Origin of the sequence: Pseudomonas cerasi (assembly GCF_900074915.1) — a bacterium.
GTDB classification, from domain to species: domain Bacteria; phylum Pseudomonadota; class Gammaproteobacteria; order Pseudomonadales; family Pseudomonadaceae; genus Aquipseudomonas; species Aquipseudomonas cerasi.
This window is the reverse complement of the sequence record NZ_LT222319.1, coordinates 4,362,164-4,378,092: the sequence shown is the minus strand read 5'-3', so window position 1 is coordinate 4,378,092 and position 15,929 is coordinate 4,362,164. Positions and strand designations below refer to the sequence as shown.

Here is a 15,929-nt window from a genome sequence, read left to right as displayed (position 1 = left end):
GTCATTGCCGGTCAGACACCCTTGGGCGGATCGGCAAGCGGGGCGTTGCACATCGCCTGTCCGTGGTTCTCCAGGTACGGCGTCAGGATCGGTGCCATGCCTTTGAGCACCTGAACCGGCAACGCCGAGGTGAAGCGAAAGCCCTCGGCAGCACGTCCCGGCACAAACGCCGTCAGCGCGCCAAAGTGGTTGTCGCCGATATAAAACACAAAAGTCGCCGTGCGGTTGATTGCCCTTGAGCTGAGAATACGCCCGCCCGCACCGACGCTTTCGATCCTGTTGTCGCCGGTGCCGGTCTTGCCACCCATCGCCAGCACACTGCCGTCTTGCATCTTGAACGTGCCTTGCACGCGTTTGGCCGTGCCGCCGTCCACCACTTGCGACAAGGCCTCGCGCATTGCCGCTGCGACCTCCGATGGCAACACACGCTTGCCCAGCTCCGGTTGATGCTCAGTTGGGTGTCGTAAGGCGTATCGGCAGCAAAGTGCAGACTGTCGATGCGCACCGCAGGCAGGCGGATACCATCGTTCTGGATGATGCCGATCAGCTCGGCAAGCGCCGCCGGACGGTCTCCCGAACTGCCGATAGCCGTCGCCAGCGAAGGCACCAGATGGTCGAACGGATAACCCACGCGCTGCCAGCGTTGCTCGATGTCCAGAAACGCTTCGACCTCCATCATGGTCCGCACACGGCTGTCGCGAGCGCCTTTGTGGCGACTCTTGAACAGCCAGCCATAGACTTCCTGACGCTCGAAACGGCTGGCGGCCACTGCGTCCTTGAACTGCGCGTCCGGATGTTTGAGCAGGTAGCCTACCAGCCACAGTTCCAGCGGATGGACGCGGGCGATGTAGCCTTGATCGGGCAGATCATAAGTGCCCGGGCCGTAACTCTTGTACAGCTCGGCAAGACGTTTGTCGGTAAGTTTCGAGCTCGCCCTGGGCTCGTCCAGGTGGGCGCGGATGAACGCGTTGAATGTGCCCTGATCAGCGCCCGGCAGCAGATAACGGTGCACCGCAGCCAGACGGATCGCCGTCGGGTGAATGCCGTCGAGGAAGGTGTCGAGTCGCTCCTGCGTGGTCTTTTCCTTGTAGCGTTTCCAGAAGCGCAGCAGGAATACCGCGCCTTCGCGGTCGGCAAACTGCGCCAGGTATTCCTGGCGGCGTGGGTTGTCATCATCCTTGAGCAGCTCGGCGCTGTTGTTGGGCGCCTGATCGGTGCTGTAGCGAACGACATCGCGCATCAGGCGGATGAACGGCAGGTTGATCGACTCACGCAGCGACTCGCGCAGGGTTGGAATCCGCTCGTTGTCTTCGCGCCGGAAATTATTGAAACGGTGCATGCCGCCACCGGTGAAGAACGCTTCTGCGGGGCTGGCCGAATAGGTGCGGTCGAGTGCGGCCGACAGCATCTTCGCCAGGTCATGGTCCTTGTTCAGCAGCAGATAATCCACCGCCCAGCGGGTCAGCCGATCCGGTTCCTCGACAGGGACTTTGCGCAATTGCGCAGGGTTCAAGCCCGCATAGCGCCCATGCAGTTCGGCGATGATCTCCAGATACGTCGTCAGCACGCGCATCTTCGCCGTCGAGCCCAGCTCCAGCTTGCTGCCTTCGTTGATATCGAAAGGCTGATCGGTGCTGTCGGTCTGGACCCTGACCCGCGAGCCGTCCACGCCGCGTTCAAACAGCGTGAAGCTGTAGCGCACCTGCGTTGTGCTGGCCGGGGTCAACAGGCGCTCGCCCATCAACCCGATCTTTGCGGCAAATTCAGGGTTGGCCAGGTCGCGCAGGTACTGGCTGACGCTGCGCTGCAATTCGCCATGCAGGGTGCTGGTGGCAGACAAGTCAAGACGGTCCAGATCGTAGAGCGGGCGATTGAGCAGATTCGACAGGCGAGTGCGCGCGACACTGATGCCCTTGTTGGTTTCGATGGGCTGCAGGGTCGGTTGCTGGGCCCAGTCGCGGTAGGTGACCTGGGCTGCCAGCGCGGCATCGGCCAGCGGTCGGTCGATGACGTTGGCCTGGGCCAGCAACCGAATGTGGCTGTCGGTCAGTTCTGCCAATTCCTGGCGGCCCTTGGCCAGATAGTGCGACGGACGACGCTGGGCGATTACCAGTGAGAGCACTTCACGCAGCGCCAGCGCCTTGTCGGCCAGTGCCTGTTTATCGCCGGGATTAGAAGCCAGTATCTCGTTGGTTTTGCCGAAGTCTGCGCCGAACCACACCCGCAGTCCTTCAGCCAGACCATGCACTTCGCCATGCCCTGGCACCGCAGACAGCGGCACGCTGTTCAGGTAGTCACGCACCACCCGCTGGCGCACGGCGAGTGTCTCGGTCCCCGGCTGATAGGCGCGAACGCTGGCGGAAATCATCTGCCGCAGCTTTTCAGAACCCGACAGCGTCAGCCCGTCTGGGGAGTGACGGTATTTTTCCAGCTGAGTGGCCAGCGTGCTGCCCCCAGCCGACTGGCCGGGGAGGGCAAACATCTTCGCCAGTTGCGACCAGGCGGCTTTGACAAAACGTGGCCAGTCCACCGCAGGGTTGGCCATGGGCTGCTGCGGATCGAGCAGGTCGCGGTTTTCGATGAACAGCAGGCTGTTCACCAGCAATGGCGGAATGGCGGCAAAGGTCGGGTAAAACTGCTGTGGGTATCTGAATTCGTACAGCGGCTCGTTTCGGCAATCGGTGATCGACAGCCCAGCCTGGGTCTTTTCCTCGTAAGGCACGAAAAATCCATGCCGGACGTAACGTAATAGTTCCGGGGAAAAGCGGGTCTGGCGCGTGATCACGTAGTCGCGTTTGAGCAGGCGCGACAGGAATTCATCCATGGATGAATAGCCCAGGCGCCTGTCGAACGGCCCGTCACCGGGATACACCACGTCATGACTAGGTCCGGGCTGCATCGAGTAACCCAGGCTCGCGGCAAAGCGGCTGAATTCGCGCGCCTGAAGCCTGGAGGTTCTGCTCTCCACGGCCACCGCCACGCCCAATGCAACCCCGGCCAACACCACCACGACCCAGAACACCCGCCATCCGTATCGCTTGCGACGCGGATATTTGGGCGTACGAGGATCATCCTCACGATCAGCGGATAGCGTCTCTTGCTTGCTATCGGAATGCCGAAATGCGCCCATAGTCGATTGTCCGGTCATCCTGTCAAAGCACCTGACCCAAGCTTAGACGCTGGATGGGATTGTGGGAGGGAATTGTCTGGTGGTTTTCGAGGGCGGAAGGCGCGCAGTGGGGACGAGCGTCATGAACTAATCCCACTGCAGCCACACATGAACTGCAGTGGCGCTGGCTTGATCAGACGTGAAGATCAACCAACGGTTTGCGCTCTTCTTCACGCTTCGGCGCATTGCGCTCGATCTGGTAAATGATCGTGTCCATGAAGTTGCCAATGTGGTTGCGGCTGAAGACCTGCCCGTAGTCGATAACCTTGCTGTAATTCTCAAGGTTGAGTGTGTGCTGGTTGCCGAATTTCTCCGTGTAGTGATCGAGTAACGTCATCACAATTTTTGCGTGCGCACGCAGATCCTCCTTCAGTTGTTGACGTTCGTTCAGCTTCTCGGTCAGGTACGCGAACTCTGCCGGGGTGAGCACATCGTCTGGGTCGGTCACCTGGATGTCCTGATTAAAACCCAGCGTGAAGCCGAAGTGCTTATTTGACAGCTCCATATTAAGGTAAAAAAGCTGCTGCTTGAAATCGTGAAAATTGTCGTACATACGGCATAGGGTCTTATCAAAATCTTTAGTTAAGTCACCCAGGTATGTACTTCGGAGTAGGTTCGATATCTCTTCAGACATACTGTCCAGCATAACCCGTCCTGCCGCCGACGTTTTGTAGTCGGATAACCAGGGTGTTTCCTCGGTGGTATAGAACTCAGCGTTCGGATCACGCACGTTATCACGCGCCTGAGGAATTTTGATTGGCGGAGCAGCAGGTGAGGTGAGGGAACTCGAGCCCGAGAGAGTGCGCTGTTGACTTTGTGATGCAGAAGCTAAAGGGTTGATATGCATGCTAAGCGCTCTTTGGTGTCAATGATAACTAGCTAGCGGCAGACCTTCGCAAAACTTTGCCTGATAAGTGTGTAGGGTTTTTCCTAGGCTGTAGTAGTGATTATTTTTTGTAGGAAGTTTCCTTGATTTTAATGTGAGGGTTGACTCGGCGCTTAACTTTCTATTGCGTCAATTGAGCTGCTCGATGAACCGGGAGTGATAAGGATTCCAAGTGGATATACTAACCCTGGCTGGTTGGCGACGCAGATTTATAAGGAGGCTATCTTTGAGGCGAGATTTACCGATACTAAGGGCGCGCCTCTGGAAGGAGGTATGGCGATCCTTGACCTGAGTTTTGGCAAAGGAGAGCCCTCAATCGAGCATGTTGTAACCAGCAATGCTGATGGGTTTGTCTCTCAGCGTATCGAGTTTGGACGCTGCTATGGGGGTGTGGAGGCCCAGGACTTTGTGCACACCCAGAGAGGTTTCAACACGTGGAGAAGCCACTATAAGGTAGCCGGCTATACCGTACACAATTTTTCATTGGGGCCGATGACTGCGACCCCTCATATTTTTTACATGGGACACATCTGCACACAAACCGTTCTGCGAACTGTTGTTCCTCGCGGTTAACGCCTAACTCAGCCTGGCGAATCATTTATCTCGCCAGGCTGATGTATCATACCGCCAACAAAATATACGAAAAATCTCGTTTCTCAGCATTGCTCTGGACTTGATGTATCCATTCGTCCTGCATTTTTTGTACGCTGGTGTTCATGATTTTGCCATAGTCGATCACGTCCTGAAAATTGCTGATATCCAGTTTATATCGGCCGCCAAATGTTTCATGGTCGTGGTCTACCAGGGTCATGATGGTCTTTGCGTGATGTTGGAGTTGCTCTTTGAATTCTCTGAACCCGTTGATGGCGTGGGTAAGAACTGATGTGTCGTTTTCAGTCAGGCTGTTATCGTAGTCAATTATCTTGATGGATGCACTTTCGGTCAGTGTGAAACCGAAGTTTTTACGTGCAATGTCGGGGTGGGTTTCTTGCAGTTCTTTTCGAAAGCTATCGTAGGTGACATTTACCAGTGCAAGCTCCAGTACGTCTAGTCTCTTTTTGTGAGCTACGTAGTCAAGCCTGTTTGTGATGTGTTCGTTGATCGACTCCAACAGCCATGGCTCTTTCTGATATTCGTAAAATACATTTTTTTCTGTCGTTTTGACTTCAGATGCAATGGCCTCTTGAAGACTGACGTCTTCTGTCGGATCAACATGTTTAGCACCGGTTACCAGCCCCATCTGTTGCGGGATGTTTGCCGGATTTGAAACTCCATTAATGTTCAAAGCGTCGCCCTCTCTTTGGTCTCATACCGAATAGCGGCCAGTTCCTGAAAAACTTGGCCTGATAAACCAGTAGGACATTTCCGAGAGGGCGTGCAAACGTGACGCTGTTCTCAAGTAGTTAACAGGCGGGGCGATTTCCCCAGCCGCTTATTCAACTCCAGCCCATTGGCCATCAGCATCATCAACCCCAGGCCGACAATCGCGGTCGTCACTTGCATGGGCCATGTATCACCTGCCAGTGCATTGGCCATGTCTGCCAACGGAGCAAGAAGTACGCCCAGCAGAAGACTTCCAGCGAATAGCGGCCCATGCGGCAAGTCTGGCGGGCGGGCCAGTTTTCGAGCCAGGTGCTTGAGGTTGGCAGCAGTCGGGCGACGACGTAGACCAGGGCCAGAAAGTGCAGTAACCGGAAGGGCGCAAGGTCGGTCTTGCTGATCGGGTAAAGGCTTTCAAGGTGCAGGCTGGAGACCAGCGCGGCGTGCAGGCCGGGCCATTTTTCGCTGAAGGTCAGTGTGCCTGCGACCAGCACGTAAACGGCGGCCACCATGAACAAGGGCTGTTTGCGTAACGGAGGGGGCTCAACAGTTTTGGCTGTTTCGCTGCGCAACGCGCACGCACCGCCGAGCACGAACAGCAGCTGCCAGGCGACCGGGTTGAAGTACCAGACACCGCCGCCTTCGTAGGCGCGCAGGTTCCAGCCGAATAGCGGCACCATCAGGTACAGCGCAATCGACAGGCCGACGGCCACTTCGAGTTTGCGCAGCATCACTGGTAAGGTCAGCGGTAAGGTCAGCAACAGCACGATATACAGCGGCAACGGGTCGGTCAGGTTCGGCTTGAAGCGCAGCAGCAGTTCATCAGCCAATGCCTGTTGCGGGTTGCCGACGAAGTATTCAAGTCCCATCTGCTGGACCATGTCGCGCGTCTCGACATGATTGTTGGCGACGAAGACGATGCCCATCAGCAGGGTCAGCAGAAAGATATGCACCACATACAGCACCCAGGTCCGGCGCAGGATTCGCACACCAGCCACCAGCCACCAGCCACCAGCCACCAGCCACCAGCCACCAGCATGCCGTCACGTCGAGCGATCCGCCCGTAGGCCAGGATCGAGGCGTACCCGGCGAGGAAAACGAAGATTTCCGCTGCGTCGCTGAAGCCGAAGTTGCGTACGGTCAGTTGCGCCAGGGGATTATCCGGCACGTGATCCCAGAAGATGAAGATCAGCGCCAGGCCGCGAAAGAAGTCGATTCGATGATCGCGTCCGTTAGTCATAACGGTGGACTCTTGAAAGTGCTAATGAGTAAAGATAGGCCACAGAGGCTCAGGTTCCAGGCCGGCGACCAGTGACGTTCGGCGGCGCGGCAGGGTGCCGCTAATCGAGGGCAATTGCAAAGGCGCGCTATTACAGAATGTCTCTGGCTCAGGCGTTCCGGTGGCTTCACGCCGACCGCTGCACCGTGTGCGTGTTCGATCAACCTCACCAATGATGCCAATCAACAGCAATCATTCTCATCTTCCGTTATGTTACTGTATAACTATTGCAGTCAACTCACTGGAGAGATCACGATGAAACCCGATATCCATCCTCAATACCGCACCGTGCTGTTCCACGACACCGCTGCCGACGTTTACTTTCTGATCGGCTCCACCGTAGACACAGACCGCACGCAACAGCACACCGACGGTACTCCTATCCTTATGTTGCACTCGACGTTTCCAGCGCCTCGCACCCGATGTACACCGGGCAGCAGCGCAAGACCACCACCGAAGGCCGGATCGCGGGTTTCAACAAGCGTTTCGCCACCTTTGGCTCGACTGGCAAGAAAGAAACCGCAGCCGCTCAATGAGCGGTCTGACCTCCCGGTCGTGGGCATTTCGTATGGATTGCCCACGACCGGGATTTTTTTGTCTGAATTTCAGGCCTGCGACCAATCATCTACTGGACTAACAGCCGACATTGCTTTTATCTTCGCGGCCTGAAAAACAGGAGTAACCGCTTTGAAAAAGTCAGTCGCCATCGTTTTCGGTGGGCAATCCAGCGAGCATGAGGTTTCGTTGCAGTCGGCACGCAACGTGATCAATGCGATTGATCGTGAACGCTATGCGCTGACCCTGATCGGCGTCGACAAGCTGGGCCGCTGGCTGCATTTCGACGAAGCCGATTACCTGCTCAATGCCACTGATCCTGCACGGATCAAACTGAGCGCATCAGGCAAGCCATTGTCCTTGCTGCCGGGCAGCATCGGCGGGCAGTTTGTCGACGTCGAGTCAGGTCAGCCACTGGCTGCCATTGATGTGGTATTCCCGCTGATCCACGGCGCGTTTGGCGAAGACGGTGCGTTGCAGGGTGTGCTGCGCATGCTGGCCGTGCCCTTTGTCGGCGCCGATGTGCTGTCCTCTGCGGCCTGCATGGACAAGGATGTGACCAAGCGTCTGCTGCGCGATGCGGGCATAGCCGTCGCGCCGTTCAGGGTCCTGTCGCGTGGAGAGAGCCTTTCTTTCACGGAAGCTGCCGACCAATTGGGGCTGCCGATGTTCGTCAAGCCGGCCAACCAGGGTTCATCGGTGGGCGTCAGCAAGGTGTCCGACGAGGCTGGTTTTGCGGCGGCACTGGCGCTGGGTTTCGAGTTCGATCATAAGCTGCTGATCGAGCAGGGCATCGTCGGCCGGGAAGTGGAGTGCGCCGTATTGGGTAACTTCGATGCGCAGGTCAGCGTCTGTGGCGAAGTGATTGCCAACGATGAATTCTATGCCTACGACACCAAGTACCTGAACGGCGATCAGGCGCGCATCGCTATCCCCGCCGAGCTGCCCGCCGATCTGAGTGATCAGGTGCGTGACGTCGCTTTGCAGGCTTACAAGGTGCTGGGCTGCGCAGGGCTCTCGCGGGTCGATTTTTTCGTCACCGAAGGACGCGACATCATCATCAACGAGGTCAACACGCTGCCGGGCTTCACCTCGATCAGCATGTACCCCAAGCTCTGGCAGGCCAGCGGTCTGTCGTATGCCGAACTGATCCATCGCCTGATCGTTCTGGCGCTGGAACGGGCTGATCAGGCGCGGCTGCTGAAAACGGAGATCTTCGCATGAAGATCATCCGCATCGCGGCGGCGCTGCTGATCGGCGCAGACGGCCGGACCCTGCTGGTGCGCAAGCGCGGTACCCGGGCCTTCATGCAGCCGGGCGGCAAGATCGAGCCCGGTGAACCGGCACCGCAGGCGCTGGCCAGAGAACTCGAAGAAGAACTCGGGCTGATCGTCGATCCGGCGCAGGCAGTGTTTCTCGGTGAGTTCACGGCACCCGCCGCCAACGAGCCTGGTTTCGAGGTCAACTGTCAGTTGTATGAGGTCAGGACCGACGCCCAGGCAGTGCCTGCCGCCGAGATCGAAGAAGTGCTGTGGGTTGACGCGGACAGTCATGCGGGTTTGCAACTGGCTCCGTTGACCCGCGATCTGATCCTGCCGCTGTATCTTCAGCGGCAGGCTGCACGCAGCTGAACGGCGCAGTCGTCCTGCATCGCGGTGCAGGACGGCACTGTCAGCGAACCCTATTTCAGCGAATCAGGTGTCAGCGAACCACACTCACCCCGTCGAGCGTCGAAAACGAGGTGTCCTTAGCGGTCAGCAGGAAATCGCGCATGTACGGTGCGTCGAGCATGTCGGCGCGAATGCCGGCATACAGCGTTGCGAACAGCCCTTTCTCGCCCAGGCGCTTGGCCTTCACATAGCCGCGTGAGCTGTATTCATGCAGCGCCCAGTGCGGCATCCCACAGACCCCGCGTCCGCTGGCGACCAGTTGCATCATCATCACCGTCAATTCCGAGGTTCGTACCTGTGCAGGCTCGATATCGGCGGGCTCCAGAAAACGGGTAAAGATGTCCAGTCGGTCGCGCTCCACCGGGTAGATGATCAGCGTTTCGCTGAGCAGGTCTTCTGGAACAATGTACGGCCGGCCCGCCAGCGCGTGTTGATTGGCCACCGCCAGCATCGCTTCATAGGTGAATAGCGGCACATAGGTGATGCCGGGCAATTCCAGCGGGTCGGAGGTCACCACCAGGTCCAGATCGCCACGCGCCAGGGCAGGCAAGGGTGCGAACGAGAAGCCGGAAGACAGGTCCAGTTCCACCTCGGGCCAGGCATCGCGGAACTGGTCGATGGTCGGCATCAGCCACTGAAAACAACTGTGGCACTCGATTGCCATGTGCAGCCGTCCCGCCGTGCCACCCGCCAGTCGAGCGATGTCGCGCTCGGCACTGCGCAGTTGCGGCAGCATGGAGTCGGCCAGTTGCAGCAGGCGCAAACCGGCGCTGGTAAAGCGCACCGGTTTGGTCTTGCGCACGAACAGCGGCATGCCCATGCGCTCTTCCAGCTCCTTGAACTGATGGGACAGCGCCGACTGCGTCAAATGCAGGCGCTCGGCTGCTTCCACAAGGCTGTCGGCCTCGCGCAGTGCATGCAGGGTTTTGAGGTGGCGTATTTCAAGCACGTTCAGTGCTCCATGAGCAGTATTTGTGATCAACACGAAAAAAATGAGTTTGTCTCATGTTGTGTCAGCTGTCGACAATAGGCCCATCTTTTATGGAGGACGCATCGTGGCCCTGACTCAACACCCTGACTATTTTCACATTGGCGCAGACCGTGAATTGCAGCACGCTCTGCAGGCTTTCTGGAAACAGGATCAGGGTGTTGCGACAACTGATGCCGAACTGCGCAACTGGCTGATGGCGCGTTACCCGCAGCAGGTGCCACACCTGAAACGCGACCAGCGTTTTCAGCCCGCTTGGGCACCGCTGCTGGCGAGCGTCGCCGAAGCGTGCGAGCAAGGCCGCAAACCTGCGTTGATCGGTCCGCTGACACTGCTCTGGCTAAGTGACGTTCAGGGTGACGAAGTGGATCGCCTCGACCTGCTGGAGCATCTGCTGCCGGTGTATGGCGAGATCTTCGGGCGTCTGGCGGCGCGCGGTGTCGAGTGGATTCAGATCGACGAACCGATCCTGGCGCTCGACCTGCCGCTGGCATGGAGCAACGCCTTCGAACGTGCCTATCACATTCTTCAGTATTCGCCGTTGAAGAAGCTTATTGGCCTCTATCACGGTGACCTGCGGCCCAACCTGGGTGTCGCGGCCTTGCTGCCGGTTGCAGGGTTGCATCTGGACAGCGTGACCGAACCGGAGCTGCTGGCCCCGGTGTTTGATCGTCTGCCGGTTTACAAGGTTCTGTCCCTGGGCGAGTGCGATACGCATTCGAACTGGCATCAGGAATCGCTCCTCGAAGCGCGCGCCCGTTTTGGGGAAAACCTGATGGTGGCGGACCAGGTCGCTGCGTAGCGCAACACTCGATTAACGACCGCTCAGCGCCATTCATCAAACTGTCACGTAAGTGTGGCAGCGCGCTTTGGAAAACATCATCAGACTCGCGGCCTACTGGGGATCTGTTTTTTGGTGTTTTTCATGCGGGTTTTAATTTTTCTGGCCGCGCTTCTGTGCGGCTTGCCGTCTTTTGCGGCCGATCGTTGTGATACCGATGTTCCTGTACAGATGGCTGACCTCAAGGAAGTGCGGATTGCGTACCAGAGTATTGGTAGCGAGTCCGACCCTGCCTTGCTGTTGGTGATGGGGCTGGGCGGGCAGTTGATTCATTGGCCGGACGAGGTCGTGGTCGCGTTGTGTCAGCAGGGCTATCGGGTCATTCGCTACGACAATCGCGATGTGGGGCTGTCTTCTTGGGTACAACAGCCAGCGGATGCCAATCTGACGTTCGAAGTGCTGCGTTATAAACTTGGCCTGCCTGTCTCGGCACCCTATTCGTTGACTGATATGGCCGACGATGCGCTGGGGTTGATGGATGCATTGCAGATTCGTCAGTTTCACGTGTTGGGCGCGAGCATGGGCGGCATGATCGCTCAGCATCTGGCTGATCTGGCGCCGTCGCGGGTCGAAAGCCTGACACTGATCATGACCAGTTCCGGTGCGCAGGGTCTGCCCATGCCCAGTGCCGCGTTGATGCAACTGTTGGCGCGGCGCGGCGCGCCCAATCGGGAAGTGGCGATCGAGCAGCAGGCCGATTTGCTTGCAGCGCTGGGCAGCCCGCAGGTCAAGGATGATCGCCAGCAACTGCTGCATCAGGCGGCCGTTTCCTATGACCGGGCGTTCAATCCCGAGGGCGTGAAACGCCAGATCATGGCGATTCTGGCCGAGCCCAGCCGCGTGGAACTGCTGAACCGTCTGCGTCTGCCGGTACTGGTGGTTCATGGTACGGCTGACCCGCTGTTGCCGGTCATGCATGGCGTGCATGTGGCCGCGCACATTCAGGGCAGCCAACTGCGCCTGATTCCGGGTCTGGCACACCGTTTTCAGGAGGCCTTCAAGGCGCCGTTGCTTGGTGCAGTGCTGCCGTACCTGAAAGCCCAGCATGAAGACGGTCGCAACCTGGCTCAGTTGTAAGTCTGCCTGGTTGTCAGGCATGGGCAGAGGTGTATCGTGTGGCCTTTGCTTACCGAAAAGGGCCGACATGACAACTGCACTGAAGATCGACTTCATCTCCGATGTTTCCTGCCCCTGGTGCGTCATTGGCCTGCGCGCGCTGGATCAGGCGCTGGAGGCACTGGGGGATGAGGTGCAAGCGCACATTCACTTCCAGCCTTTCGAGCTGAACCCGAACATGCCTGCCGAAGGGCAGGACATCAAAGAGCACATTGCCGAAAAGTACGGCTCCACGCCGGAACAGATCGAAGGTATTCACCAGACCATCCGTGAACGCGGTGCTGAACTCGGCTTCACTTTTGCCAGCGGCGAGCGGCGTATCTACAACACGTTCGATGCCCATCGACTGTTGCACTGGGCCGAACAGCAAGGCAAGCAGCACGCGTTGAAGCAGGCGTTGTTCGAGGCCTATTTCAGTGACCTGAAAGACCCGTCCAGTCACCAGACTCTGGCGGATGTGGCGCAGAAGGTCGGCCTGGACCGTCTGCGTGCTCAGGCCATCCTGGACAGTGACGAGTACACCACCGAGGTTCGCGAGGCCGAGCAGCTCTGGACGTCTCGCGGTATCACCTCCGTGCCGACCATGGTCTTCAACGACCAGTACGCCGTCTCGGGCGGTCAGCCGGTCGAGGTATTCGTCAGCGCAATCCGCCAGATTATCGGTGAATCGCAGTAACGTACTGCCCGTGCGGGATCGGACGCAGCGCGTCCGGAAGGCATGCCCACGCGGAGAATGGGCACGACAGGTGTCTTGAGGACGCCTATCGTTCCGCACGCTCCAGCGTGGGAATGCAGTGGGTCACGCTCTGCGTCACAGATCTGCGCTACGCCGCACGTTCAGGATCTGGCGCAGTGCTCAAAGCCCGTATTTTTTGACCTTGTCAAACAGTGTGGTCTTGGCCATGCCCAGTTCCTGACTGGCCTGGCTGAGGTTGCCGCCGCTGCGTTGCAAGGCGTCGCCGAGCAACGAGCGCTCGAAGGCTTCGACCGCTTCGGCAAACCCCAGGCTCTGGTTTTCACTGACCGTGCCTGACTGCTTGAACGCTGGCAGGCCAAGGGCAAAGCGTTCGGCCACGTTGCGCAGTTCGCGTACATTGCCCGGCCAGTCGTGGCTCATCAGGTTCGAACTGGTCTGTTGATCCAGCACGGGCGGTTCGCGGTCGAAGCGTAACGACGACAACTGCAGGAAGTGTTCGAACAGCTGCAGAATGTCTTCGCGGCGCTCACGCAAGGGTGGCAGTTCAAGCGTGACGACGTTCAGGCGGTAATACAGGTCGCTGCGGAACTGATTGGTCTTGCCCAAGGCATTCAAGTCGGATTTGGTTGCCGCTATGACCCGGCAATCCACGGCAACGCTCTGGTTGGAACCCAGCCGCTCAAGGGTTCGCTCCTGCAGGACGCGCAACAGCTTGATCTGCAGATTGACCGGCATGCTTTCCACTTCATCGAGAAACAGCGTGCCGTTGTGCGCGTGTTCGATCTTGCCGATGCGCCGTTTGCCCGCGCCGGTAAAGGCGTTGGCTTCATGGCCGAAAATTTCCGACTCGAACAGGCTTTCCGCCAGCCCGCCACAGTTGAGCGCCACGAACTGGCTGTCCTTGCGCCGACTGAAATCGTGCAGGCAGCGCGCGACCAGTTCCTTGCCCGTGCCGGTTTCGCCTTCGATCAGTACGTTGGCCGAGGTGTCGGCGACGTTGGCAATCAACGCACGCAGGTTTTGCATGGCCGGGGAGCGGCCAATGATCCGGCCCTCCAGCGAATCGCGCTCGGCGAGTTGCTTGCGCAACGCCCACACTTCACGGGCCAGGCCGCGTTGTTCCAGTGCGCGTCGGGTGACGTCCACCAGACGCTCTGGAGAAAAGGGTTTCTCCATGAAATCGTAAGCGCCATCGCGCATAGCGTTGACGGCCATGGTGATATCGCCATGGCCGGTGATCAGCACCACCGGCAGGCTGCTGTCACGTGCCTTGAGACGGCTCAGCAACGCCAGGCCGTCGATGCCCGGCAAGCGAATGTCGCTGATGACGATGCCGGCGAAGTTGTCACCGATGCGCTTTAGCGCCTCTTCAGCGCTGGCAACGCCTTCGCTGGCGATGTCCTCCAGCGCCAGGGCCTGCTGGCAACCGAGCAATACATGCGGATCGTCTTCAACGATCAGGACAGTCAGGTCGCTGTTTATGCTCATGGGTGTCGTCTCATGTCGGGCTGTCCGGGTGGCGGGCATCGGGTATAAACGGCAGGCTCAGGACAAACGTCGTACCGCCGTCCTGCGGATGCTCTGCGCTCAGGCTGCCTCCGGCTGCGGCGGCAAGGCTCGCCGACAGCGTCAGGCCCAGCCCCAGGCCTTGTTCGCCCGGTTTGGTGGTGAAGAAAGGTTCAAACAGATGCTTGCGCGCCTCGGCGTCGACGCCGCGCCCGTTATCACGTACCCGCAGACGGTATCGGCCGTCGACAACCGATCCGCTGAGCCATAACTCCGGTTGCGGCAGGTCGAACATGGCATCCAGTGCGTTGCCGATCAGGTTGACCAGAATCTGTTCCAGGCGGGTCTGGTCGATGGTCAGGGTGGCGTCGACGAAGTCTCGATGCACTATCAGGCCGGACTGCTCCAGACGCACGCTTAGCAACTGCGCCGCCGCATCGACAGCCTTGCTCAGTTGCGCCTGGCCCTGATCGTCGCCGCGTCTGGCGAATGCGCGCAGGCTGGCGGTGATGCGGCCCATGCGGTCGACCAGGTCATTGATGGTACGCAGGTTGGTACTGGCGGTATCCAGCGCACCTCGTTCCAGAAAGCGCACGGTGTTGCCGGACAAGGTGCGCAGTGCGGCCAGAGGCTGGTTCAGCTCATGCGCGATGCTGGTCGACATCTGGCCGATGGCTGCCAGTTTGCCGGCCTGTACCAGTTCGTCCTGCGCCTTGCGCAAAGTGTCTTCGGCCTGCCTTCGTTCACGAATCTGCGCCTTGAGGCGTTCGTTGCTGGCCCGCAGGTGTTCGGTGCGCTCGGTGATCTTGCGTTCCAGTTCGTTGTTGGCCGCCTGCAGCGCTTCCCTGGCAGCAAGCCGGGTCGAGATCACTTTGCGCCGCTCGTTCCAGGCAATCAGCAGAAAGGTCACCAGCGCGCAGGCCACGGCGACCAGCATGCCCTGGTTGGCCGCTTCACGGCGCAGATCCTCCAGCGGAGTAAGCAGTGTCAGGTGCCAGGCGGTGTCATTCAGCGGGCGGCTCTGGGCCAGATAACTGACCTTTTTGTGTTCGCGGTCGACACTGATGTTGGCGGGGAAAACCAGTGTTTCGACGCCTTCAGACAAGGTTTCCCGTTCCAGTGGCACCAGTTCGTTGAGCGGCCACCAGTAATATTGCAGGCTGCGAGCCAGGCGCTCCTTGATCTCGGCAGTGAGCGGACGTACTGATTTCAGACGCCGAGCCGGGTCGCTGGAGAGGATGATGATGCCATTCTCGTCGCTGACAAATGCCTCCAGGCGCGCCCGCTGCCAGCGTTCTTCAAGTGCTTCGAGGCGTACCTTGATCACCGCAACGCCGATGATGCGGCCTTTGTCTTCCAGCCCATGCGCCAGGTAATAGCCCGACTCACCGGTGGTGGTGCCGATGCCGTAAAAGCGCCCGGGCAGGCCGCGCACGGCGTCCTGAAAGTAGGCACGGAAAGACAGGTCTTCGCCCTGATAACTGTCGGCGTCACGCCAGTTGCTGGTGGCCAGCACACGTCCGGTGGTGTCCATTACGTAAATGGCACGGCTGCGGCTGCGTCGATTCAGCCCTTCGAGGTAGCGGTTGACCTGCTGCTGAAGCTCGGGTCCCGGTTCGTTCAGCAACTGCGACACGCTGGATTCCAGTTCCAGCACGCTGGGCAGGTAGGTGTATTTGCTGATTTCGCTCTCGACCGTGCGGGCGTGCAGCTCCAGCTGGCGTTCGCCGGTTTCGCGCAGTCCCTTGATGGCGCTGTGTTCACTGACCAGATAGGCGATATAGCCCAGCCCGATCATTAGCATGAGGATCAGCGGCGGTAGGAACAGTTGGCGGATCAGACGGGGTTTCACGGCGAGTGATGGCGGGGCGGCGCGATAAAGAGTGGGGTCGCATTTCATCA

10 protein-coding genes and 4 pseudogenes are annotated in these 15,929 nt (G+C 58.9%); 7 read left to right on the top strand and 7 right to left on the bottom strand.

Going from position 1 to position 15,929, the window contains the following annotated elements:
• Positions 1-11: 11 nt before the first annotated feature.
• A pseudogene (locus PCPL58_RS21805) lies at positions 12-3,130 on the bottom strand (transglycosylase domain-containing protein).
• 172 nt (positions 3,131-3,302) lie between these two features.
• Positions 3,303-4,016 (bottom strand): hypothetical protein, encoded by a 714-nt coding sequence (locus PCPL58_RS30005; protein WP_083188463.1) that lies wholly within the window; start codon positions 4,014-4,016, stop codon positions 3,303-3,305.
• Between the two features lie 162 nt (positions 4,017-4,178).
• Between PCPL58_RS30005 and PCPL58_RS31585 the strand changes: the two are divergent.
• Positions 4,179-4,628: pseudogene (locus tag PCPL58_RS31585) on the top strand (hypothetical protein); the annotation flags it as partial.
• Between the two features lie 46 nt (positions 4,629-4,674).
• Here PCPL58_RS31585 and PCPL58_RS21790 read toward each other — a convergent pair.
• Together PCPL58_RS21790 and PCPL58_RS21785 are read right to left on the bottom strand one after the other, a co-directional pair.
• Positions 4,675-5,295, bottom strand: coding sequence for a hypothetical protein (locus PCPL58_RS21790; protein WP_065350420.1), 621 nt, complete (start codon positions 5,293-5,295; stop codon positions 4,675-4,677).
• A gap of 155 nt (positions 5,296-5,450) precedes the next feature.
• Positions 5,451-6,615: pseudogene (locus tag PCPL58_RS21785) on the bottom strand (OpgC domain-containing protein).
• A gap of 294 nt (positions 6,616-6,909) precedes the next feature.
• Here PCPL58_RS21785 and PCPL58_RS21780 point away from each other — a divergent pair.
• From PCPL58_RS21780 to PCPL58_RS21770, 3 genes and pseudogenes are all read left to right on the top strand, one after another.
• A pseudogene (locus PCPL58_RS21780) lies at positions 6,910-7,190 on the top strand (type B 50S ribosomal protein L31).
• Positions 7,191-7,341: 151 nt separating this feature from the next.
• On the top strand, positions 7,342-8,433 hold the full coding sequence (gene ddlA, locus PCPL58_RS21775; RefSeq protein WP_003431276.1) for a D-alanine--D-alanine ligase: 1,092 nt from the start codon (positions 7,342-7,344) through the stop codon (positions 8,431-8,433).
• On the top strand, positions 8,430-8,840 hold the full coding sequence (locus tag PCPL58_RS21770; protein WP_058416675.1) for an NUDIX hydrolase: 411 nt from the start codon (positions 8,430-8,432) through the stop codon (positions 8,838-8,840). Before ddlA ends, PCPL58_RS21770 begins: the two co-directional genes overlap by 4 nt.
• A gap of 70 nt (positions 8,841-8,910) precedes the next feature.
• Here the strand turns inward: PCPL58_RS21770 and metR are convergent, their stop codons facing one another.
• On the bottom strand, positions 8,911-9,828 hold the full coding sequence (gene metR / locus PCPL58_RS21765; RefSeq protein ID WP_065350419.1) for a transcriptional regulator MetR: 918 nt from the start codon (positions 9,826-9,828) through the stop codon (positions 8,911-8,913).
• Positions 9,829-9,934: 106 nt separating this feature from the next.
• Between metR and PCPL58_RS21760 the strand changes: the two genes are divergently transcribed.
• From PCPL58_RS21760 to PCPL58_RS21750, 3 genes are all read left to right on the top strand, one after another.
• Positions 9,935-10,669 (top strand): uroporphyrinogen decarboxylase/cobalamine-independent methonine synthase family protein, encoded by a 735-nt coding sequence (locus PCPL58_RS21760; RefSeq protein WP_003363637.1) that lies wholly within the window; start codon positions 9,935-9,937, stop codon positions 10,667-10,669.
• Positions 10,670-10,792: 123 nt separating this feature from the next.
• Positions 10,793-11,785, top strand: a complete 993-nt coding sequence (locus tag PCPL58_RS21755; RefSeq protein WP_054082112.1) for an alpha/beta fold hydrolase — start codon at positions 10,793-10,795, stop codon at positions 11,783-11,785.
• 67 nt (positions 11,786-11,852) lie between these two features.
• A complete protein-coding gene (locus tag PCPL58_RS21750; RefSeq protein ID WP_060708194.1) occupies positions 11,853-12,500 on the top strand; it encodes a DsbA family oxidoreductase in 648 nt (215 codons plus the stop codon).
• A gap of 180 nt (positions 12,501-12,680) precedes the next feature.
• Here PCPL58_RS21750 and aauR read toward each other — a convergent pair whose 3' ends face one another.
• Together aauR and aauS are read right to left on the bottom strand one after the other, a co-directional pair.
• A complete protein-coding gene (aauR, locus tag PCPL58_RS21745) occupies positions 12,681-14,009 on the bottom strand; it encodes a two-component response regulator AauR (protein ID WP_003363630.1) in 1,329 nt (442 codons plus the stop codon).
• Between the two features lie 10 nt (positions 14,010-14,019).
• Positions 14,020-15,927: a two-component sensor histidine kinase AauS gene (aauS, locus tag PCPL58_RS21740; protein WP_044308848.1), complete on the bottom strand. Its 1,908-nt coding sequence runs from the start codon at positions 15,925-15,927 to the stop codon at positions 14,020-14,022.
• Between the last annotated feature and the right edge of the window lie 2 nt (positions 15,928-15,929).